This window comes from Mycobacterium sp. NGS41 (assembly GCF_059812725.1).
This window is the reverse complement of the sequence record NZ_JCALDF010000007.1, coordinates 130963-152456: the sequence shown is the minus strand read 5'-3', so window position 1 is coordinate 152456 and position 21494 is coordinate 130963. Positions and strand designations below refer to the sequence as shown.

Genomic DNA, 21494 nt, shown 5'->3' with positions numbered 1-21494 from the left:
CGACGACTTTGCCGCTGTCACCTACGACAGAGTACTGATTTCGTAATCTCGCTGAGACCTTGGCCATGTTTACTCTCTGTGTGTCGTGGTTGCTGGTGGCCTGCGTTCCGGGGTTGCTGATGTTGGCGACGCTCGGGCTCGGGCGGCTGGAAAAGGAGCTGTCCACCAATACCGTCACAGCGACCGATGTCGACGAATTTCTCGAGCACGCCGAGGCCGTGGACGTCCACACACTGGCCCGCGAGGGCATGCCGGAGGCGCTGGATCATCTGCACCGGCGCCAGGTCCAGCGACTCGCCGAATCACTGACCCAGGTCGCCCTGTCCGGGCCACAGCACGACGCGTTGTTCTTTGCCGGCGATTTCGGCAGCCTGGGTGAGTCCGGCCTGCCGACGCGCATACATGCCCATTCCCGGATTAATCCGCAATTTAGGGAGACTCGGGACGTCAATCGTGTGTAGCGTTGGCACGTCGAACCGATTGGCCTACCTTTAAGCGCGTGTCACTCGTAACAGGTCGGGCTGCCCGAATCTAATTCGTTAGAACCTGAAAGGGCTAGAAGAGGCAACGTGGACGAGGTCTTGGCAAGGGCAGGGATCTTCCAAGGGGTTGAGCCCAGCGCAGTCGCCGCACTGACCAAACAACTGCAACCCGTCGACTTCCCGCGTGGACATACGGTTTTCGCCGAGGGGGAGCCCGGCGACCGGCTGTACATCATCATCGCGGGGAAGGTCAAGATCGGCCGCCGCTCGCCCGACGGCCGGGAGAATCTGTTGACCATCATGGGCCCGTCGGACATGTTCGGCGAATTGTCGATCTTCGACCCCGGACCGCGCACGTCCAGCGCGACCACGATCACCGAGGTGCGTGCGGTGTCGATGGACCGTGACGCGCTGCGGGCATGGATCGCGGATCGCCCGGAGATCGCTGAGCAGCTGCTGCGGGTGCTCGCCCGGCGGCTGCGACGCACGAACAACAACTTGGCCGACCTGATCTTCACGGATGTGCCCGGGCGGGTGGCCAAGCAACTGCTGCAACTTGCCCAGCGTTTCGGCACCCAGGAGGGTGGCGCGATGCGGGTTACGCATGACCTCACTCAGGAGGAGATCGCCCAACTGGTGGGTGCCTCCCGGGAGACCGTGAACAAGGCGCTCGCCGACTTCGCCCACCGCGGGTGGATCCGCCTGGAGGGCAAGAGTGTGCTCATCTCGGACTCCGAGCGCCTAGCCCGCCGAGCGAGGTAAGCGGCGCGCTATGCGCGCCTCAAAACAGGGCAGCAACCGAGCGAGCATCCAGCACCGAGCGAGGTAAGCGCGTCTAGGAGCGCAGATAGTTCAGCTGCACCTCGACCGACCACTCGGCGGCATCCCACAGCTTCTCGTCGACGTCGATATAAACGTGTTCGACGACCTGGCGGACACTGGCGTCGTCGCCGAGTTCCAGCAACGCCGCCCGCACCTGCTGTAGACGTTCCTCGCGGTGCATCAAATAACCAGAAGTGACGGCGTCCAGCGCGGGCAGGTCCGGCCCGTGGCCGGGCAACACCGTCCGCTTGCCCAGACCGCGCAGCCGCTGCAGTGACTCCAGGTAGTCACGCAGGTCGCCGTCTTCCTTGTCGAAGACGGTGGTGCCGCGGCCCAGCACGCTGTCGGCGGTCAGCACGGCATCGTCCAGAACGAAAGACAAAGAGTCGGCGGTGTGGCCTGGGGTGGCCAGCACGGTGATCTTCAACCCGGCCGCGTCGATCACCTCGCGGTCGGTCAGCGTAACGCCGTCGCCACGCAGGAACTTGGGATCTGCGGCGCGCACCGGTGCGCCAGTCAGCTCGACGAGCTTGTCGATCCCGTCGGTGTGGTCGCCGTGCCGATGGCTGATCAGCACCAGCGCAATCCGGCCCAGCGCGGCGATCCGGGGGATGTGTGCGTCGTCGTCCGGACCTGGATCCACGATGACCAACTCGTCGCTGCGCGGGCCGCGGAGGACCCAGGTGTTGGTCCCCTCCAGCGTCATCAGTCCCGGGTTATCGGCCAACAGCACCGACGCGCTGTCGGTGACGGCACGCAGCCTGCCGTATGCGGGGTGCGTGAGCGACTCAGCAGGCACGGCTGACGCGGACATAAGGCCTTAGCTGACCTCCACGATCAACTCGATTTCCACCGGTGCGTCCAGTGGCAACTCGGCCACGCCCACCGCCGAGCGTGCATGCGCACCCCGATCGCCGAACACCTCCGCAAGCAGGTCGGAGGCGCCGTTGACCACGCTTGGCTGGCCATTGAACCCCGGAGCCGACGCGACGAATCCGACGACCTTGACCACCTGCGTGACCGCGTCAACACCGACCAGCGCATCTACAGCGGCCAATGCGTTGAGCACGCATATTCGCGCCATCGCTTTGCCCTCTTCGGGAGTGATATTCGCGCCGACCTTGCCGGTACGGGCCAGCTTTCCGGAGTCGAACGGCAGTTGGCCGGCCGTGTAGACCAGGTTGCCACTGCGCACCGCCGGGACATAGGCCGCCAGCGGTGTCGCCACCTGCGGCAGCGCGACACCAAGTTGCCCGAGACGGGCCTGCCAGGAAGCTCCGGAAGTCATCGGGCCGCTACTTCGGGCGCTTTAGATACGCGACATGCTGCTCGCCAGTGGGCCCGGGCAGCACCGCTACCAGCTCCCAGCCGTCGGCGCCCCACTGGTCGAGGATCTGTTTGGTTGCGTGCGTGAGCAGCGGAACCGTGGCGTACTCCCACGCGGTCGGTTGGGTCATGACGCGAGCTTATCGGTCGATCATGTCCAGCTCCGGCCAGCCCGGTAGCCGGGCAGAGCCAGCTCGGCCCTTGGGGCCCTCCCGGCGGGTCGGGCTAGCATGCGATGGTGGCAAACACATCTGGCGGCAGTCATTCCTTAGGGTGGCCGGCGCGCTTGTCGAAGGTCCGCTTGCACTTTGTGACCGGCAAAGGCGGCACCGGAAAGTCGACGATCGCGGCTGCGCTGGCCCTCACTCTGGCCGCGGGCGGCCGCAAAGTTTTGCTCGTTGAAGTCGAAGGGCGCCAGGGGATCGCGCAACTCTTCGATGTTCCGCCGCTGCCCTACCAGGAGCTCAAGATCGCCACTGCAGAACGCGGCGGCCAGGTCAACGCCCTGGCGATCGACATCGAGGCCGCGTTTCTGGAATACCTCGACATGTTTTACAACCTGGGCATCGCTGGCCGGGCGATGCGCCGGATTGGTGCGATCGAGTTCGCGACGACGATCGCACCCGGCCTGCGCGACGTGTTGCTCACCGGCAAGATTAAGGAGTCGGTGATACGCGTCGACAAGAACCGGCTGCCGATCTATGACGCGATCGTCGTCGACGCGCCGCCGACTGGGCGCATCGCGCGTTTCCTGGACGTCACCAAGGCCGTATCCGATCTGGCCAAGGGCGGTCCGGTGCATTCGCAAGCCGAAGGTGTGGTCAAGTTGCTGCACTCCGATCAGACCGCGATTCACCTAGTTACCCTGCTGGAAGCGCTGCCGGTGCAGGAAACCTTGGAAGCCATCGAGGAGCTGGCGGGAATGGAATTGCCGATCGGCAGTGTGATCGTCAACCGCAACATTCCGGCGTACCTCGAGCCCGCCGCGTTGGCCAAGGCGGCTGAGGGAGACGTCGACGCGGACTCGGTGCGGGCCGGTTTGGCGACGGCCGGGATCACCCTTGCCGACGACGATTTCGCCGGTCTGCTGACCGAGACGATCGAGCATGCCACCCGGATCGCCGCGCGCGCGGACAACGCTCAGCAGCTGGATGCGTTGCACGTACCGCGGCTGGAACTACCGACCATCTCCGACGGCGTCGACCTCGGCAGCCTCTACGAACTCTCGGAATCACTCGCGCAGCAGGGGGTTCGATGACCACCACGCCAAAAACCCTCGACATGGCCAAAATTCTGGCCGACACCTCCAACCGGGTAGTGGTGTGCTGCGGCGCAGGCGGTGTCGGCAAGACCACCACCGCGGCTGCGATGGCGTTGCGTGCCGCCGAATACGGGCGCACAGTGGTCGTTTTGACGATCGACCCGGCCAAGCGTTTAGCGCAAGCGTTGGGGGTCAACGACCTTGGCAATACTCCGCAACGCGTGCCGTTAGCGCCGGAAGTCCCCGGCCAGCTACACGCGATGATGCTCGACATGCGGCGCACCTTCGACGAAATGGTGGTCCAATACTCCGGATCCGAACGGGCACAGGCGATTCTGGACAACCAGTTCTACCAGACCGTCGCTACTTCTCTTGCCGGCACGCAAGAGTACATGGCTATGGAGAAGCTGGGTCAGCTGTTGGCTCAGGACCGTTGGGACCTGGTGGTGGTGGACACACCTCCGTCGCGCAACGCGCTGGACTTCCTGGACGCGCCAAAACGATTGGGCAGCTTCATGGATAGCCGCCTGTGGCGGCTGCTACTGGCACCTGGCCGGGGCATCGGGCGATTGGTCACCGGTGCAATGGGATTGGCCATGAAGGCCATGTCGACGGTGCTCGGTTCCCAGATGCTGGGCGATGCTGCCGCGTTCGTGCAATCGCTGGACGCCACCTTCGGCGGCTTCCGCGAGAAGGCCGATCGCACCTACGCACTGCTGAAGCGGCGCGGTACCCAGTTCGTCGTGGTGTCAGCGGCCGAGCCCGACGCGCTGCGCGAGGCGTCCTTCTTCGTCGACCGGCTGTCTCAGGAAGGGATGCCGCTCGCCGGGCTCGTCTTGAACCGCACGCATCCGACATTGTGTTCGTTGCCGGTCGAGCGGGCGATCGACGCCACCGAGACGTTGGAGACCGACGGCTCCGATTCGAGCGCCGCCTCGCTGACCGCTGCGGTGCTGCGGATCCACGCCGACCGCGGCCAAACCGCCAAGCGGGAGATCCGGCTGCTGTCCCGATTCACTGGTGCCAATCCGCACGTGCCGGTCGTCGGGGTTCCGTCGCTGCCATTCGACGTTTCTGACCTCGAGGCGCTGCGGGCCCTCGCCGACCAGATCACTTCGGTCGGCGACGATGCGGGCCGGGCAACGGCCCGCTGAGGAGCCGGCCCATCGAGCCCGGTCGGCGACGATGCGGGCCGGGCAACGGCCCGCTGAGGAGCCGGCCCATCGAGCCCGGTCGGCGACGATGCGGGCCGGGCCACGACCCGTTAACTAGAAATCCCGCTCTCGCGCTGAGGCCAGATGCTTTCGCGCACAAGCAAATTAGATCGTCGGACGACCACGCTGTAACAGAAATGCAATGGGGAGCGCCAAAAGCGGCGAGTCGAGGCCCCTAGTGGCCAGATGGACGACGATCTAGCAAACGCTGCGGCTCCGCCGCTTGTCGAAGAAGTCGGCCCACGACACCACCTCTGGGTGTTGCTTGAGCAAAGCCCTGCGCTGCCGCTCGGTCATGCCACCCCACACGCCGAACTCGACCTTATTGTCCAGCGCGTCTGCGCCGCATTCCTCCATGACCGGGCAGTGACGGCAAATCACAGCGGCCTTACGTTGGGCGGCCCCCCGAACGAACAATTCGTCGGGATCCGTTGTCCGGCACAACGCCTTGGAAACCCAGGCAATTCGTTCTTCCGCCTCAACGGCACGAAGCGTTGTGGTCGCGGCCGACAAGTTTGTCCTGCGCGCTCCAGGGCGTGTAACTGACACGAGCCTTTCCCTTCCTTCCGGCCGCCAATTGCGGCCGCCCCTCCCGGGTGCAGACCCTGCTGCGATCTACGCCACACTGTGCACCGCGGTGTTACCTACATCTCACCGTGTGTCTAAGTTAGGTGGTCAGGGGTCAATTGCGCAACAGTCTGATAACGGTTTTTTTGGGACGAGCGTGCCGTCTGGCGTTTAGGAGGGGTTCATGCGACAGTCGCCAATCCGGACCGGATTTTGAACAGTCGCACTTGTGAAAAAGCGTACCTGCTGCCACTAACCCCCGCGGCACCGCCTCCGCTAAGTACGCAGGCCGATTGGTAGACATTTGGTAGGCCTCTCGTAGGCTCTCGGTAGACCTTCGGTATGACTCTCGTAGGCCTCTGGCAGGCCGCTCGTAAGGCCTCTAGAAGGCCTCTAGAAGGCCTCTAAAAGGCGTTTGTAAGCCTGAGGACATGGCGCCGTCACCGCGGGTGGCTACTGTAGACCCATGTCCGATCGTCCCCCGGCCGCGCTGACGCTGCTGAAGCTTGCGGGCTGCTGCCTGCTGGCCGGCGTGGTCGCCACAGCGCTGATGTTTCCGGTGGCCGGCGGACTGGGCCTGATGTCCAATCGCGCCTCTGAGGTGGTCGCCAACGGCTCGGCCCAGCTTGTCGAGGGGGCGGTGCCCGCGGTGTCGACGATGCTCGACTCGAAAGGCAACACCATCGCGTGGCTGTACTCGCAACGCCGGTTCGAGGTGTCCACCGACAAAATCGCCAACACCATGAAGCTGGCGATCGTTTCCATCGAGGACAAGCGGTTCGCCGAACACAATGGCGTGGACTGGAAAGGCACGCTTACCGGGCTGGCCGGCTATGCCTCCGGCGACCTGGAAACTCGTGGTGGTTCGACGATCGAGCAGCAGTACATCAAGAACTACCAACTGCTGGTCACCGCACAGACGGATGCGGAAAAGCGCGCCGCCGTCGAGACCACGCCGGCCCGCAAGCTGCGGGAGATCCGGATGGCGCTGACGCTGGACAAGACCTTCACCAAGCCGGAGATCCTGACCAAGTACCTGAACCTGGTGTCGTTCGGCAACAACTCGTTCGGTGTGCAGGACGCGGCGCAGACCTACTTCGGTATCAACGCATCAGACTTGAACTGGCAGCAGGCGGCGCTGCTGGCGGGCATGGTCCAGTCGACCAGCACACTCAATCCATACGTCAACCCGGAAGGGGCCCTGGCCCGGCGGAACCTGGTTCTGGACACCATGATCGAGAACCTGCCCGCGGAGGCCGACGCACTGCGCGCCGCGAAGGCCCAACCGCTGGGCATTCTGCCGCAGCCCAAGGAACTGCCCCGCGGCTGCATTGCGGCCCGCGACCGCGCGTTCTTCTGCGACTACGTCCAGGAGTATTTGTCTCGCGCCGGAATCAGCAAGGAGCAGCTGGCCAGGGGCGGCTACAAGATCATGACCACGCTTGACCCGGAGGTGCAGACCCCGGTCAAAGCGGCTATCGACAAGTTCGCCAGCCCGACCTTGCCGGGCATATCCAGCGTGATGAGCGTGATCAAGCCTGGTAAGGATTCCCACCACGTCCTGGCGATGGCCAGCAACCGCACCTACGGCCTGGACATCGACGCTGGCGAAACGATGCGACCGCAGCCGTTCTCCCTGGTCGGCGACGGCGCCGGGTCCGTCTTCAAGATCTTCACCACCGCCGCAGCGCTCGACATGGGTATGGGCATCAACGCCACGCTCGACGTGCCGGGCCGATTCCAGGCCAAAGGCATGGGCAGCGGCGGTGCCAAGGGATGCCCCAAGGACACCTGGTGTGTGATCAACGCCGGCAACTACCGCGGGTCGATGAATGTCACGGACGCGCTGGCCACCTCACCCAACACCGCGTTCGCCAAGCTGATCCAGCAGGTAGGGGTGACGCGGACGGTGGACATGGCCATCAAGCTCGGCATGCGGTCCTACGCCAACCCCGGCACCGCCCGCGACTACAACCCCGATAGCAACGAGAGCCTGGCCGACTTCGTCAAACGGCAGAACATCGGTTCGTTCACGCTCGGCCCGATTGAACTCAACGCGCTGGAGCTGTCGAATGTCGCGGCGACCCTGGCGTCCGGGGGCGTGTGGTGCCCACCCAACCCGATCGACAAGTTGATCGATCGCAACGGCAATCAGGTCGCGGTGACCACTGAGACCTGCGATCAAGTCGTGCCCGAGGGATTGGCCAACACGCTGGCCAACGCGATGAGCAAAGACGCGACGGGTTCGGGCACCGCCGCGGGTTCGGCCGGCGCGGCCGGGTGGGACCTGCCGATGTCGGGCAAGACCGGCACCACCGAAGCGCACCGGTCCTCCGGCTTCGTGGGCTTCACCAGCCACTACGCGGCGGCCAACTACATCTACGACGACTCGACCTCACCGACGGATCTGTGTTCGGCCCCCCTGCGCCATTGCGCCGAAGGCGACTTGTACGGCGGCAACGAGCCGGCCCGCACGTGGTTCACCGCAATGAAACCGATCGCCACCATGTTCGGCGAAGTGAAGCTACCGCCGACCGATCCCCGCTACGTCGAGGGCTCACCGGGTTCCCGTGTGCCCAGCGTCGCCGGACTCGAGGTCGAGCTGGCGCGCCAGCGCCTCAAGGAAGCGGGTTTTCAGGTAGCCAACGAAACGGCATCGATCAACAGCTCCGCAAAGTACGGCGAGGTCGTCGGGACGTCGCCCAGTGGCCAGACGATTCCAGGCTCGATCATCACAATCCAAATCAGCAACGGCATCCCGCCCGCGCCGCCTCCACCGCCGGAGGGCGGACCGACTCCGATCGGATCCCAGGTAGTGGAGATTCCGGGGCTGCCGCCGATCACCATCCCGCTACTGGCTCCGCCGCCGCCTGCCGCGCCGCCGCCGCCATAGCACTTCGCACAAAAGCCCTTTTAACGGCCGTTGTGTCGCAAGACATGCGTTTCTAGTCGGCGACCGGCAGTAGGCTGCCTACATGCCTGTTTTGCCCGTGCTGTTACGCACCGGTGCCGTCGCGCTCGGCTCGACCGTCGCCGGGATCGGATATGCCTCGATTGTCGAGCGCAACGCGTTCGTCCTGCGTGAGTTGACCATGCCCGTGCTGTCGCCAGGCTCGACCCCGCTGCGGGTGCTGCATATCAGTGATCTGCACATGCTGCCCAACCAGCGCCGCAAACAGGCCTGGTTGCGCGAGCTGGCCGCCTGGGAGCCCGATCTGGTGGTCAACACCGGCGACAACCTGGCCCACCCCAAGGCGGTGCCCGCGGTTGTCCAGACGCTGGGCGACCTGCTGTCGCGGCCGGGCGTGTTCGTCTTCGGCAGCAACGACTACTTCGGGCCGCGGCTGAAGAATCCGCTGAACTACCTGACCAACCCCGGCCACCGGGTCCGCGGTGAGCCGCTGCCCTGGCAGGACCTGCGGGCGGCTTTCACTGAGCGCGGCTGGCTCGACCTGACCCACACTCGTCGCGAGTTCGAGGTGGCCGGCCTGCACATCGCCGCGGCGGGCGTGGACGACCCGCATATCGACCGGGACCGCTACGACGCGATCGCGGGTCCGGCGAGCCCGGCCGCAAGCCTGCGACTGGGGCTGACGCACTCACCGGAACCTCGGGTGCTGGACCGCTTCGCCGCAGACGGCTACCAACTGGTGATGGCCGGCCACACCCATGGCGGCCAGCTGTGCCTGCCCTTCTACGGGGCTCTGGTGACCAATTGCGGCCTAGACCGATCGCGGGCCAAGGGGCCGTCGCAATGGGGTGAGAACATGCTGCTGCATGTGTCGGCTGGAATAGGCACCTCGCCGTTTGCGCCGGTGCGATTCTGCTGCCGGCCGGAGGCAACCTTGCTGACGTTGATCGCTACCCCGATGGGCGACCGGGATTCCGACAGCTACCTGAGCCGCTCGCAGCCAACAGCATCGGTGCGTTGACCGATCGGACCCAGATCGCGGTGCGCAGCCTGCCGCGGAACTGGACCGACAACGCGATCCGGCTGATCGAGGCCGACGCCCGTCGCAGCGCCGACACGCACCTACTGCGGTATCCGCTGCCGTCGGCCTGGTCGGCCGACCAGCTCGGTGTTCACGTCGAGCTCTACCTCAAAGACGAGACAACGCATATCACCGGCAGCCTCAAACACCGATTGGCGCGCTCGTTGTTCCTCTACGCGCTGTGCAACGGCTGGATCGGCGAGGGCACGACAGTGGTCGAGGCGTCGTCTGGTTCCACCGCGGTGTCCGAGGCCTATTTCGCCGCGCTGCTGGGTCTGCCGTTTGTCGCCGTGATGCCCGCGGCCACCAGTACCGCCAAGGTCGCGCTGATCGAAGCACAAGGTGGCCGTTGCCATTTCGTGCAGAACTCGGGCGAGGTCTACGCCGAAGCGGCCCGGGTCGCCAAGGACACCGGCGGACACTACCTGGACCAGTTCACCAACGCCGAGCGCGCCACCGACTGGCGCGGCAACAACAACATCGCCGAGTCGATCTACGCGCAAATGCGCGACGAGACGCATCCCATCCCGGACTGGATCGTGGTGGGCGCGGGCACCGGCGGAACCAGCGCGACGATCGGCCGCTACATCCGTTACCGGCGCCACGCCACCCGGTTGTGCGTCGTAGACCCGGAGAACTCCGCGTTCTTCCCCGCGTACGCGCAAGAGCGGTACGACATCGTGATGCCCGCGTCGTCGCGAATCGAGGGCATCGGCCGGCCGCGGGTCGAGCCGTCGTTTCTGCCTGACGTGGTCGATCGCATGGTCGCGGTGCCGGACGCGGCGTCGATCGCCGCCGCTCGTCACGTCAGCGCCGTCCTGGGCCGCCGTGTGGGTCCGTCGACGGGAACCAATCTGTGGGGAGCGTTCGGCCTGCTCGCCGAGATGGTCGCCGAAGGACGTAGTGGCTCAGTGGTCACCTTGCTCGCCGACAGCGGCGACCGCTACACCGACACCTATTTCAGCGACGAGTGGGTGACCGCGCAGGGACTCGACCCGAGCGGCTACGCCGAGGTGCTGGTGGAATTTGAGCGTTCCTGCCGCTGGACTTGAATGCCGCGTCCTGCGGTTTGGTCAGTCGACGGGCGGGTGCGATAGGCTGTCGTGGCTTCAAGCGGGGTGTGGCGCAGCTTGGTAGCGCGCTTCGTTCGGGACGAAGAGGCCGTGGGTTCGAATCCCGCCACCCCGACACATTTCCGTCCGCAGCACGCACCGCCAACACCGCAGCGTCCAAAGCGTCCGCAACAGCCTCAAGGTCGTCAGGAAACAAGTCCGCATTGGTATCCCAAAAGCAGCGCCGCTGACATGGGTCCCAACATCGTCTGGACGGCGTTAACACGCTTGCCCAGCGGATGTACGTGAGCGACGAATCGGCACCGACTATTGCGGCGGCGCTTTGCGTTAGCCGTGCGACCGTGTATCGCGCGCTAGCCGAAATTTGGGTTTAGTTGCCAGCTCTGGCGCTACTATTTCGCTCGTGAGCCGTACTCATGCGACCCGCCGCGAGTTTGCCGGTCGCATCATCGGTGAAACGGCTCGCACTGTTGGCCGGCGTCGACACGCTGGTACCGTTCCGCGAACTCCGAGTGACATCAGTCCGGTCTGGCTGTCGGAGCTAGTCGGAAGCAAAGTCGACCATGTCGCCGTCTGCGACGAGGACCACGGCACAGCGACCAGAGCGCGGCTTACGATCACCGGTGATGACCTGCCAGCAACCGTTTTCGTCAAGACCACCCCGGCGCAACCGATTGAGCGAATCTTCAACAACGTGTACGGGCTCGGCGAGACCGAAGCCATCTTTTACCGGACGGTAGCGACCGAGATCGCCGACTGCACGCCGACTGTGTATGGCGCTCGTTGGGACGCTCACAGTGGTCGTTCGGTCGTGGTGCTCGAAGACCTCGCCGCACGGGGAACCCGTTTTGCTGACGCTGGCGTCCCATGCACAGCAGACGAGGCCGCGATAATGGCCCGCGCGCTCGGCGGCGTCCACCGAAAGTTTTGGCAATCGACTAGATTTGCAACCGACCTACAGCGACTGTCTTCGGTCGGTAGCCCCTCGCAATGGTTCGGCGTGTATTCAAGCGCATTGATGGTCAGAGTGCCGCGCCGCTATGACGACGTGGTGGATGCGGACTTTCGTCGAGATGCCCTCATCCTTGCATCGCCGCCGATACGAGGTGGCCGCACTGTGGCATTCCCTGCCGCAGTCGTTGCTACACGGCGATACCCATCGCGGCAACGTAGGGTTTCAGGGCGACGACGTAACGCTATTCGATTGGCAGATGGCCCAACAGGGTCCAGCCCTCAAAGACCTCGCCTACTTCGCCGCCAGCTCGCTAGAACCAGATGTGCGTCGGTCTATCGAACGTGACCTCGTGCATGACTATGTCGAGACAGTGCGCCGCGGTGGCGGACCCGAAATTACTGAATCCGCGGCATGGAATCATTTCCGCCTTCTGGTTGTCACCGCCTACCTTGCGACGGCGGTAACGGTCGTTTTCGCCGGCCGGCTTCAAAGTGACACCGCCATGCGACAAGTGCTGGAACGTACTGTCACCGCCGTTCGCGACCACGACGCTTTCGCCAGACTGCAGCATCAACTCGCCTAAATAGCAAGCCAGGCTTTACTCAGACGTGGTCACATTGCAGCACAACCGCACGGGGGACAGCGCCCCAGAGGTTGAGGGGCGCCCCCACTCCAGGAACACCCCCCACCGATACGCGCAGCTAGAACCAGACCCTGCGGCCTCCGACAGGGCGCCCGACGGCTCCCAGGATCCACAAGATCACACCGACGAGCACGAGGATGCCGCCGATCGTATACAGAATCCCAAGGCCGGTGAAATATCCGACCACCAGGAGAACAATCCCGAGAATGATCACGTCGCGCCCCTTCTGTTGAACGCTGTCTAATTAGCTGGTTCAGCTGGTATACCCGTTCCGGGTACTTCCAATCGGTTTGCCGGATGGCGGTTTTCAGCCCTGCCGACATGCACTGGTTCAGCGCGAGCAGTGTGTGGCGCCGACGAAGGGGCCGACCTGGCGCGGTCGGCCGTGTGATCAACAGAAGTGTCGCGACACGGTCTCAGATGGATACCTTTTGTCGGATCACTAGTCACAAGAGCCCCGCAGATCTCTATCGTCACATGTGTAACGGCGGGCGTCAATGCGGCGTCTAACCCCTGAAAGGTGTGACATTGTCGGCGTTTCCGCGATTCGTGTCGGTATCGATGGCGTCGGCCGCAGCTATTGGGCTCATCGTCGGGATCGGCGTCGCGCCACCCGCGTTCGCCACGCCTTGCGAAGCGGCCGAGGCGAACATCGAGCCCCCCGCCACCGCCGCGCCGGTGGAGGCACCCGCGCCAGTGGTCCGGCCACCGACTGGTCGCCGGCCTTCCAATACGAATGACCATGCGCCGCTGCCCAAACTCGGTCCGCTGATCTCCTCTTTGCTCAAGCCGGGTACTACTCGATACTCCGCGCCATTGCAGAATCAAGCAGGGGTCGTACCGCGAGCGGAGGGAACCCAACCCGGCCCCAATCCGCCCCAACCAGGCGTCCAACCGCCCCCAAACGCCACCCAGTTGCGTCCGAACGCCGCACCGCAACCGGCACCCCAGCCGGCCCCTCAACCCGCACCGCAACCGGCAGCCGAGCCGCCGGCCTCGATCGCGGGAGCTCCGACATCACTCGTCGACTGGATAACGGGACCCAACGGCCCCAACAAAACGCTCGAACGTTTCGGCATCTCCGGAACTGACCTCGGAATCCCGTGGGACAACGGCGATCCTGCCAACCGCCAGGTTCTGATGGCCTTCGGCGACACCTTCGGCTATTGCCGCGTGCACGGCCAGCAATGGCGATACAACGTGCTGTTCCGCAGTTCGGACCACGATCTGGCGCAGGGAATCCACGTGGCACCCGGCTCGGCCACCGACAAGTATGCCGGCTCACCGTCATATCCATCTGGTCTCTCCAGACAGGTCATCAAGACCATGAAGAAGGCGCCACACGAGACCGGACTCATTCCCACCGCTGGGATCTCCCTCGGCAGAACGCAACTCATGAACTTCATGTCCATCAGGGAATGGGGTCGCGACGGCGAATGGTCGACGAACTTCTCGGCACTCGCGATGTCGCGCGACAACGGCCAGAACTGGGGGATCTACCCTGGGAGCATTCGCTCGTCTTCGCCGGAGAATGTTCCGGGATCCAAGTTCGTGCCGGGCAATGAGAATTTTCAGATGGGCGCGTTCATGAAGGGCACCGACGGCTACCTGTATTCGTTCGGAACTCCTTCCGGGCGCGGTGGTTCGGCGTATCTGTCGCGGGTTCCCCCGAACGCGGCGCCCGATCTCTCGAAGTACCAATACTGGAACGGCGACGGAGAGGGACGCTGGGTACCGGCCAATCCGGGGGCGGCCACGCCGGTCATCCCGGGCCCGGTGGCCGAAATGTCAGGCCAATACAACAGTTACCTCAAGCAGTACCTGGTGCTGTACACCAACGGCGCGAACGATGTGGTGGCAAGGACGGCGCCGGCTCCCCAAGGGCCATGGAGCCCAGAGCAATTGCTCGTGTCATCGTTCCAGATGCCCGGCGGCATCTATGCACCGATGATCCATCCGTGGTCGTCCGGTAAAGACCTCTACTTCAACCTGTCGCTGTGGTCGGCATACGACGTCATGTTGATGCACACCGTGCTCCCCTAGCCTGCGCCCACTTGCGTGAGCAGACGCTCATACGAGCCGGAAGCGCACTCTGGCGCCGTGGCGCGGCGCAAGCATGATGGACCGTCGTACGATCCGCTCCGGCGTCTCGCCGACAGCAGTGAACTCGCCCTCGCGCAGCAGCACGTGCAGCACGGTCACCAACTCGCGCATCGAAAAGCTCGCCCCTAGACAACGTTTGACGCCGCCTCCGAACGGAACCCAGGCGTAGGTCTGCGGGCGGACGCCGAGGAATCGTTCGGGACGGAACTCGTGTGGACACTCGTATGTGTCGGGGTTTCGGTTGATAGCGATGATGTGGACCACAATTCGCGTGCCGGGATCGACGCAATAGCCGCCGATGCGGAACGGTTTCGCGACCACACGTGCGGTGAAAGGCGCCGGTGGCCGCACCCGCAAAGCCTCATGGATCACCGCGGTCGTGAAATCCTCCGCACCGCTGAAAGCTTCCGACCTCACGCGTGACAGCGCGTCGGGATGGTGCAGTAGCAGATCCATGACCCACGCCAGCGTCGTCGCCGTGGTTTCATGCCCGGCAAGCATCAGGGTGATCAGGTCGTCGCGAATCTCGCTGTCCGACAACCCTTCGCCGTCTTCGCCACGTGCGCACATGAGCAACGCCAGAATGTCGAGTTGCTCATCCAGGCTCGGATCATTTCGCCGTCGGGCGATGAGCGGCATGACGACGTCGTCAATCTCCCCATTTGCCTTGGCGCGCTGCGGCCATACCCGCAAGGTGCCGAAGTGACGCAGCGCGTACCGAACGGTCAACTGTTCAGAGACACCAAGATTCAGCAGACGTTCGAAGGGCCGGCCGAGGCGTCGCACCTCGTCGGGATCGTCGACGCCGAAGATGACCTTGACGATCACGTCCAGCATCAGCGACCGCGCAGCTTCCAGCATCTCGAACGGACGGTCGACCGGCCAGCTGCGCATCGCCGCGCGGGTGGAATCCTCCATGATCGGCACGTAACCGTTCAGCGCTGCTCCGTGCAAAGGCGGCGTCAAGAGTTTGCGCCGCCGAAGATGTTCCGGTTCTTCCTGCACGAACATCGATCCGGAGCCATAGATCGCCGCCGCGGGTCCTACTCCTTCGCCCCCGAGCAAAACGTCGGTCGGAGCGGTGAAGACCTCCTTGACCAGCCCCGGGTCCGACACGATCGCAACGTCACCCAGGCTCAGGATGGGCATCGTCATTATCGGCCCATACCGACGGATCAACCGGAGCATCCGGCGCTCGCCACCGACCAGGTACGCAACCGCGTACGCCGCCGCGAAGGCCGCATGGAACATGCGGGGAGCGGGTAAGCCGGGCGGACGTGGCAGGGCATCCGGTGCGTTCGTCGGGCGAAGTGCGGATGGTGCCACGCTAACGACACAACACGGCGTCTCTGGTGAGGTCAAGCAGCCACGGCACGCGCTCTGAACTTCGCCGGATGGCCTTACTTGTAGATCGACGCGACCCACGACTGGGTGCAGAACCGCTGCGCTGCGGTAGCGGGGTCAATCCCGGCAGCCTGCAACGCGGCAGTCCTGGCGGCGCGGGCCCCCGCTGGATAGTCCTCATTGTTGAGCCCGCACAAGACGTTGCCGTTGCGCACCCAGTCATGCTTTGAGTAGGGGTCTGGTCGCATATCGGCCGCCTGCATGTCAAGCAGGGCAACGTCGACCAGCTTGTCGTCGACCCAGCGATATAGCTCCACGGTTCCCGATGCGGCGCTGGAGTGCGCGTAATTGCCGAAGAATCCCTCAGGGGTTTGGTAGAAGCGCCGAAACCCGAACAGCGTGCCGGCGCGGACGAATCGTGGAGACTGGCCCGTCAACCGCCACACCGCCATAGGTTCACCACCGGTGCCGCCACGCCCGATGATCACCAGCAACTCGGGCGTGCCGCTGTTGTCGACGTCTTGCAGCAGGGGCGCCTCGCCGGTTTCCCCGATCTCGTCGGTCGGCTCGCGGAAATCTTGAGCAACGGCACCTGCGTTTCGCAGGGTGAACGACCACGCGGGGTTACCGGACACATCGAGGGTCAGGTTGGTGTCGATCTGCAGCACGCACCGTATGTGCTGGTCTTGCAGACTGGGCGTGCTGTCGATGGAGACGCGCTGGCATGGCGGCGATACCTGTTGTGGCGCAGCCACACTGGTCGAAGTAGGTCCGGCGGTACGCGCCTGGCCGCCCGATCTGCAGCCGCCTGACACGGTCACAGCGGCGACGCTGATCGCGATCGCTGCGGCGCGCAAGCCGATTCGTCCGACCCCCATCTGCGGAAGATTAGCGGAGCTCGTGCGGCAATGCCGTAGTAGTCGCCGGCGCATTAAATACCGCCGCCCCTGCAGATTTCAGTTATGCGCAGCGCTGCGGCTCGGCCTCGCACAATGGCGTCACCCCGCGGAACCGATACCGGTGTGCCGCTACCCAGCGATAGATGGCGTCCTGCGCGGCGCCCACTCCGGGGAGTCGATAGATCCACAGCGGCAGCGTGGTCCCGAGCGCCGCAGAAAGCGCCGCATTCATTGCCTTTGCGCCGGCGAAGACCGTGCCTGACGCATCGAGCCACCATGCCGACTCCGGCGACCCCTCAGCAGAGAAACCGAGCCGTTCAGCCATGCCCGGCGCCTGGAACGGTTCGATTCGCAGACCACCCGTCCGATTCAACTTGGCCAATCGATTGCATACCCGGGTGCACATTCCACACCGGCCGTCGAACACCAAGACACCGTCCATAGCTCCAGTCTGCCTTACTGCGGCAGCCGGCAAGTGCCGACGGTGTTCACGCGCAGTCGGCGCAGATCTGGCGCCCACCCGCGGTGCTGCGCAACCGGCTGCGGTGCTGCACAAGGAAGCAGCTCGAGCACGTGACTCGTCGTTCCGCACCGGAATCACGGCCACGGTCAGCTCTTCACCGGACAGATCCGCGCCAGGCAGCTCGAACAGCGGCACATCGCTCAGGTCGTCGTCGACGACCGTCGGGGACGACCTGGGCAGAACAGGTGCCAACTCCCGTAAAACGGACCGGTCCGCAAACTCGACGTCAGACACACGGCGTGCGTCGTAATCGCTTGCGGTCTTCATAGGTGTTCCTTCCTCGCTGAGGGAGGGTCAACCGACCTGCCTGTAGTCGACCCGTGGCACAGGCGATACCCCGTAGAAGCGCTGGCCACACCTATAAATTCCACTAAATTCAACACGTGTTGGAGCGCCAACGGCCGATGACGACAACTGACGACAACTCAGCCAATCCGCTGGCAAGACAGGTGCAAGCGGCGGGCCCCCCGGGGACTTAGCGCGCCGGCAATCGGATCCGATATCCACCGCTGGCTATCGGCGCACGCTCCTCGAAATGTGCCGCCTGCCAAGGCAATTGAGAGTCGACGATGCGGGGTTTGCTATGTAAGACAGCGCCCAGGCCGAACCAGGGCGCCACCACGGCCACCAGCAAAGTGACGCCGGCCAACAATAGGTACCCATTCGCCAGCGCGAACAGGCCGGCCACCAGACCAACCGTCCAGACAACAGCCGGCACCCGGACCGCCGCGCCGGATTTCCCCCCCAACATGGTCGGTAATCTACCCGATCACCCGAAAGTCCGACACCGGTGGAGCAGACTTCGCGGCTACCGGCCGCGGACGCGCAGCAACAACGGCACTACCAGCCAAAACGCGGTAAACAGGGCCAGCGCAAACGCTCCGGCGATAAAGCCTGCATAGCGCCCCGACACCGCCGCGAAAATGATGACCGTCATGCCGGTCAGCGCGAAACCAAGCAGCGTCAGGCCCGCGTAGGCGCACCGGTGCGCCGCCGAGACAAGCACTTGGAGGCGATGGCGCCGGAACAACAACCGGTGCATGGCGACCGGCGCGACCAACAACACCGTGGCAGCCACAGAGCAGCTCACCGTAGCCAGGTACACCAGCCGCATCTGTCCACCGAGCACGTCGAATCGTTGCTGGAACGGCAGCGTCAGGAGGAAGCCGGTGAGCAGCTGCACGCCGGTCTGCACCACTCGCAGCTCCTGCAGCAGGCTGTTCCAATTGCGATCCAGCCGTTGGCTTTCGGTTTCGCCGCGCTCGCGGGTATCCCAGCGCTGGTCGTCTTCTGGATGGTCGACATCCATGACCGCGGCCCGAATACCCAGGGCTAGCGGTGGAGCTTGCCGTCTCGCACGCCGGTCAGGGCGTCGTCCAGCGTCTGGTACAGGGGGAAGGTCTTGTCCAGACCGGTCAAGTGAATTGGCCTTCTGGTCGCAGGACCGCGTGCCACCACCCCGAACTCCGCGGACTCACCGAGTTTCTCGTAGGTCGCCGCCAGGATTTTCAGCCCCACCGAGCCGAGGAATTCCACCGCCGAAAGGTCGATAACCAGCGCGGCCGGACCGTCAGCGACCACCCCGCCAATGGCTTGTTCCAAGGCGGGGGCGGTGACCAAATCGATTTCACCGCTGACGCTGACCACGGACACCCCATCGTGGTCCGCAACCAAGGTGGTAATCGAATCAGGAGCTGACAATGGCGATCCTTTGTCCGGGTCTTGAGTCGTCTAAGTGTGGTGCAAGCCTAACCCGCATCGCGAACTGCGAGAAGAAAAAGACCTCAATACCTACGGCACGGCTGTTCAGGCTAGTCTCGCCATAGAACTTGCGCCCTGCGGAGCGCGACGCGCATTTGCGAGTTCACCGGGGGTGCACTGTGGGAGCGTATTCGGAGTGCACTGGGAGTGCATTCGGAGGCCTTAGGAGGGCCAGATGTCAGACTCGCCGATAGAGAACAACAACCCCGGCGGCGGCGCACAAACGGTCAGCATCTCCAGCGAGGGTCTGCTGCCTCAGCTGGTCCAGCACCTGCGGCGGAATCGAACGATTCTGCGCGAGGAATGGGCACGCAGAATCACCGAGGCCGAATTGCTCACCGCGATGACGCCAGAGGAACTCTTTTCGGAAGCGACCGCTGTCTACGACAACTACGTCGAGGTGCTGGAGACCGGGAGCGTCGAGGCCCTGCAGGCCTACGCGCGCGACCTTTCTGAACGCATCATCCCGCGGGGAGTCGAGACGGACGAGGTGCTCGGCATCGTCCTGCTGCTACGAGACGTGCTCGCCCGCTCGCTGTTCGAGAAGTACCAGACCGAGTTCGACATGCTTAACCGCGTGCTTGACGCCTACGAGCCGGCGGCCAACCGTATCGCCAATACCGTGGGTGTCAGCTTCGTGCAGGAGCGCGAGCGCATCATCCGGCAGCAGCAGGAGGCGATCCGCGAGCTGTCGACGCCGGTGCTGCAGGTGCGCGAGCAGCTGCTGATCCTGCCCATCATCGGCGTCCTCGACAGTCAGCGCGCTCGGCAGGTCACCGAACAGCTGCTGCGTGCCATTCGGGCCAACCGGGCAAAGGTTGTGGTTATCGACATCACCGGTGTGCCCACCATCGACTCCACGGTGGCAAACCACTTGGTGCAGACGGTCGACGCTTCTGGGTTGATGGGCGCGAACGTGATCATCACCGGCCTCTCGTCGGAAATCGCCCTGACGCTGGTGACCATCGGGTTGGACCTGTCCAAGATGAATGCCGTCGGCGACCTGCAGGGCGGTATCGAGGAAGCCGAACGCCTGCTGGGCTACGAAGTGTCGCGCACTGGCGAGGTAGCCGGGTAAGCGCAGCAACCACGAGCAACCACCTATGCCAGTACCAATCCTGAAGCAGGGCGCGTTCCTGATCGCGAGCGTGCAGGCCGCGCTAACTGACTCCGACACCGACCGGTTGCGACACGACCTCATGGAACGGGTCAGCCGGTTTCGCGCGCAGGGAATCATCGTCGACGTCACCGCCATTGACGTGATGGATTCGTTCGCGGCACGGTCGCTGCGAACGATTGCGCACATGACTCGGCTACGGGGTGCCGACACTGTGATCGTGGGTCTGCAGCCCGAGGTGGCTTTTGCGATGGTTCAGCTGGGACTGGCGTTCGACGACATGAACACCGCGCTCGACCTGGAAGAAGGCATAGCGCTGCTGAATCGCCAGTTGGGGCTCAGGAGATCCGGACAATCGACGATCGGGCGCGACGGTGGCGGGTGACCCGGAAGCTGTCGTCGTCGACATCAACAACCCCGACGACATCGTCGACGCCCGCAAAGCCGGACATGAGCTCGCCCTAGACCTGGGATTTTCGCTGACCGACGTCACCATGATCGCCACCGCGATCTCCGAAGTCGCGCGCAATATCACCAGCTACGCCGGTCGCGGCGCGGTCCGGGTCGGGGTGGACGACCGGGAAGGCCGCACGGCGCTGGTGGTACGCGCCGAGGACGACGGGCCCGGCATCGCCGACATCGACCGCGCCATGGAAGACGGCTACTCCACCGGACGCGGGCTCGGGCTCGGCTTGCCGGGCGCGCGCCGGTTGATGGATCGTTTGATCGTGGAATCCGCGCTCGGCCGGGGCACCATCATCGAGATGTGGAAGTGGGTTCCGGCGCGTGCGTGATCAAGGCCGGCTGGGGCCAATCGAGTGGGCGATGGCCGGGCGTCCCCGTCCCGGCGAGTATGTCTGCGGCGATCAATCGGTGGCGGTCGGTGTCGAGGGTGCCGCTCTCTTCGGTGTGCTTGATGGACTGGGTCACGGCCCATCTGCCGCGGAAGCGGCTACCGCCGGGGTGGACGCGCTCAAGGACGCTGGCGCGGAACGGCTCGAAGCCTTGGTCCAGCTTTGCCACCGCGTCATGTCCGGCACCAGAGGGGCGGCGATGACCCTGGCCCGCATCGATTTCGCGACTGGCAAACTGTGCTGGACCGGGGTGGGTAACGTCACTGCCAACCTGGTCGCCAAGGCCGCCAGCGGTATCCAGGTCCGTTCCTCTGCCCGACTGGCCGCCGGCATCGTCGGCTACCGGATACCGGATGTCACGCCCGCACAAGTGGTTCCGATACGCACCGGCGACCTGCTCCTGATCGCCAGTGACGGCATCGCCAAAGATCACCTGGACCACATCGACTTCGCCGCTACGGCCCCCGATATCGCCGGGCAAATCCTGGAGAAACACGCAAAGGAATCAGATGACGCGTTGGTGTTGGCAGCGCGTCACCGGGGCACGCCGTTATGAGC

The 21494-nt window shown here is 64.4% G+C and carries 24 protein-coding genes, 1 tRNA gene and 1 pseudogene; 14 read left to right on the top strand and 12 right to left on the bottom strand.

Annotation, left to right across the window (positions count from 1 at the left end; translation table 11 throughout):
• Window positions 1-65 precede the first annotated feature (65 nt).
• Together AC5Y21_RS09550 and crp are read left to right on the top strand one after the other, a co-directional pair.
• Complete coding sequence (locus AC5Y21_RS09550) at window positions 66-461, top strand: hypothetical protein (RefSeq protein WP_499911682.1); 396 nt, start codon at window positions 66-68, stop codon at window positions 459-461.
• A 108-nt stretch (window positions 462-569) separates the two neighbouring features.
• Complete coding sequence (gene crp / locus AC5Y21_RS09545) at window positions 570-1244, top strand: cAMP-activated global transcriptional regulator CRP (protein WP_499911681.1); 675 nt, start codon at window positions 570-572, stop codon at window positions 1242-1244.
• Window positions 1245-1317: 73 nt separating this feature from the next.
• Here the strand turns inward: crp and AC5Y21_RS09540 are convergent, their stop codons facing one another.
• From AC5Y21_RS09540 to sp36, 3 genes are read right to left on the bottom strand one after another with little or no spacing between them, the layout of a single operon-like run.
• Entirely contained in the window at window positions 1318-2118 is an 801-nt protein-coding gene (locus AC5Y21_RS09540; RefSeq protein WP_499911680.1) for an MBL fold metallo-hydrolase, read from the bottom strand.
• A 6-nt stretch (window positions 2119-2124) separates the two neighbouring features.
• Window positions 2125-2592: a RidA family protein gene (locus tag AC5Y21_RS09535; RefSeq protein WP_499911679.1), complete on the bottom strand. Its 468-nt coding sequence runs from the start codon at window positions 2590-2592 to the stop codon at window positions 2125-2127.
• A 7-nt stretch (window positions 2593-2599) separates the two neighbouring features.
• Entirely contained in the window at window positions 2600-2761 is a 162-nt protein-coding gene (gene sp36, locus AC5Y21_RS09530; RefSeq protein WP_003419736.1) for a Sp36 family protein, read from the bottom strand.
• Between the two features lie 104 nt (window positions 2762-2865).
• Here sp36 and bagA point away from each other — a divergent pair, with 104 nt between their 5' ends.
• Window positions 2866-3888 (top strand): ATPase BagA, encoded by a 1023-nt coding sequence (bagA, locus tag AC5Y21_RS09525; protein ID WP_499911631.1) that lies wholly within the window; start codon window positions 2866-2868, stop codon window positions 3886-3888.
• Entirely contained in the window at window positions 3885-5045 is a 1161-nt protein-coding gene (gene bagB, locus AC5Y21_RS09520) for an ATPase BagB (protein ID WP_499911630.1), read from the top strand. Before bagA ends, bagB begins: the two co-directional genes overlap by 4 nt.
• A 258-nt stretch (window positions 5046-5303) precedes the next feature.
• On the opposite strand, the gene AC5Y21_RS09515 is transcribed toward bagB, so the two are convergent.
• Window positions 5304-5654, bottom strand: coding sequence for a WhiB family transcriptional regulator (locus tag AC5Y21_RS09515; protein ID WP_499911628.1), 351 nt, complete (start codon window positions 5652-5654; stop codon window positions 5304-5306).
• Between the two features lie 484 nt (window positions 5655-6138).
• On the opposite strand from AC5Y21_RS09515, the gene ponA2 reads away from it, so the two are divergent.
• The 4 genes from ponA2 to AC5Y21_RS09495 all read left to right on the top strand — a co-directional run bounded on the left by ponA2 (window position 6139) and on the right by AC5Y21_RS09495 (window position 10852).
• Window positions 6139-8565 carry a transglycosylase/D,D-transpeptidase PonA2 gene (ponA2, locus tag AC5Y21_RS09510; RefSeq protein WP_499911627.1) on the top strand — a complete coding sequence of 809 codons (2427 nt, stop codon included), beginning with the start codon at window positions 6139-6141 and terminating at the stop codon, window positions 8563-8565.
• Window positions 8566-8647: 82 nt separating this feature from the next.
• Window positions 8648-9604, top strand: a complete 957-nt coding sequence (locus tag AC5Y21_RS09505) for a metallophosphoesterase (protein WP_499911625.1) — start codon at window positions 8648-8650, stop codon at window positions 9602-9604.
• Window positions 9601-10716: an L-cysteine desulfhydrase Cds1 gene (gene cds1 / locus AC5Y21_RS09500; protein WP_499911624.1), complete on the top strand. Its 1116-nt coding sequence runs from the start codon at window positions 9601-9603 to the stop codon at window positions 10714-10716. The genes AC5Y21_RS09505 and cds1 overlap by 4 nt, the downstream gene beginning before the upstream one ends.
• Window positions 10717-10778: 62 nt before the next feature.
• Window positions 10779-10852 (top strand) — tRNA-Pro (locus tag AC5Y21_RS09495).
• A gap of 426 nt (window positions 10853-11278) precedes the next feature.
• On the opposite strand, the gene AC5Y21_RS09490 is transcribed toward AC5Y21_RS09495, so the two are convergent.
• Entirely contained in the window at window positions 11279-11671 is a 393-nt protein-coding gene (locus AC5Y21_RS09490) for a hypothetical protein (protein WP_499911622.1), read from the bottom strand.
• 106 nt (window positions 11672-11777) lie between these two features.
• Between AC5Y21_RS09490 and AC5Y21_RS09485 the strand changes: the two genes are divergently transcribed.
• Both AC5Y21_RS09485 and AC5Y21_RS09480 read left to right on the top strand, forming a co-directional pair.
• Entirely contained in the window at window positions 11778-12275 is a 498-nt protein-coding gene (locus tag AC5Y21_RS09485) for a phosphotransferase (protein WP_499911621.1), read from the top strand.
• 621 nt (window positions 12276-12896) lie between these two features.
• The gene (locus tag AC5Y21_RS09480) at window positions 12897-14378 is read left to right on the top strand and encodes a glycoside hydrolase family 183 protein (protein WP_499911798.1); all 1482 of its coding nucleotides are present in this window, start codon (window positions 12897-12899) and stop codon (window positions 14376-14378) included.
• Window positions 14379-14405: 27 nt separating this feature from the next.
• On the opposite strand, the gene AC5Y21_RS09475 is transcribed toward AC5Y21_RS09480, so the two are convergent.
• The 7 genes and pseudogenes from AC5Y21_RS09475 to AC5Y21_RS09445 all read right to left on the bottom strand — a co-directional run bounded on the left by AC5Y21_RS09475 (window position 14406) and on the right by AC5Y21_RS09445 (window position 18905).
• Window positions 14406-15689 carry a cytochrome P450 gene (locus tag AC5Y21_RS09475; RefSeq protein ID WP_499911619.1) on the bottom strand — a complete coding sequence of 428 codons (1284 nt, stop codon included), beginning with the start codon at window positions 15687-15689 and terminating at the stop codon, window positions 14406-14408.
• Window positions 15690-15838: 149 nt separating this feature from the next.
• On the bottom strand, window positions 15839-16660 hold the full coding sequence (locus tag AC5Y21_RS09470) for a hypothetical protein (protein ID WP_499911618.1): 822 nt from the start codon (window positions 16658-16660) through the stop codon (window positions 15839-15841).
• Window positions 16661-16742: 82 nt separating this feature from the next.
• Window positions 16743-17201 (bottom strand): thiol-disulfide oxidoreductase DCC family protein, encoded by a 459-nt coding sequence (locus AC5Y21_RS09465; protein ID WP_499911616.1) that lies wholly within the window; start codon window positions 17199-17201, stop codon window positions 16743-16745.
• A pseudogene (locus AC5Y21_RS09460) lies at window positions 17170-17471 on the bottom strand (DUF4193 domain-containing protein). The gene AC5Y21_RS09465 and the pseudogene AC5Y21_RS09460 overlap by 32 nt, the downstream one beginning before the upstream one ends.
• A 208-nt stretch (window positions 17472-17679) precedes the next feature.
• On the bottom strand, window positions 17680-17955 hold the full coding sequence (locus tag AC5Y21_RS09455) for a hypothetical protein (RefSeq protein WP_499911615.1): 276 nt from the start codon (window positions 17953-17955) through the stop codon (window positions 17680-17682).
• 57 nt (window positions 17956-18012) lie between these two features.
• A complete protein-coding gene (locus tag AC5Y21_RS09450; RefSeq protein WP_499911614.1) occupies window positions 18013-18513 on the bottom strand; it encodes a DUF6328 family protein in 501 nt (166 codons plus the stop codon).
• 23 nt (window positions 18514-18536) lie between these two features.
• On the bottom strand, window positions 18537-18905 hold the full coding sequence (locus AC5Y21_RS09445; RefSeq protein ID WP_499911612.1) for an STAS domain-containing protein: 369 nt from the start codon (window positions 18903-18905) through the stop codon (window positions 18537-18539).
• A gap of 235 nt (window positions 18906-19140) precedes the next feature.
• Between AC5Y21_RS09445 and AC5Y21_RS09440 the strand changes: the two genes are divergently transcribed.
• From AC5Y21_RS09440 to AC5Y21_RS09425, 4 genes are read left to right on the top strand one after another with little or no spacing between them, the layout of a single operon-like run.
• A complete protein-coding gene (locus AC5Y21_RS09440; protein WP_499911611.1) occupies window positions 19141-20043 on the top strand; it encodes an STAS domain-containing protein in 903 nt (300 codons plus the stop codon).
• A 25-nt stretch (window positions 20044-20068) separates the two neighbouring features.
• A complete protein-coding gene (locus AC5Y21_RS09435; RefSeq protein WP_499911609.1) occupies window positions 20069-20467 on the top strand; it encodes an STAS domain-containing protein in 399 nt (132 codons plus the stop codon).
• A complete protein-coding gene (locus AC5Y21_RS09430) occupies window positions 20457-20876 on the top strand; it encodes an ATP-binding protein (RefSeq protein ID WP_499911608.1) in 420 nt (139 codons plus the stop codon). The genes AC5Y21_RS09435 and AC5Y21_RS09430 overlap by 11 nt, the downstream gene beginning before the upstream one ends.
• Window positions 20869-21492 carry a SpoIIE family protein phosphatase gene (locus tag AC5Y21_RS09425; protein WP_499911606.1) on the top strand — a complete coding sequence of 208 codons (624 nt, stop codon included), beginning with the start codon at window positions 20869-20871 and terminating at the stop codon, window positions 21490-21492. The genes AC5Y21_RS09430 and AC5Y21_RS09425 overlap by 8 nt, the downstream gene beginning before the upstream one ends.
• Window positions 21493-21494: the final 2 nt, after the last annotated feature.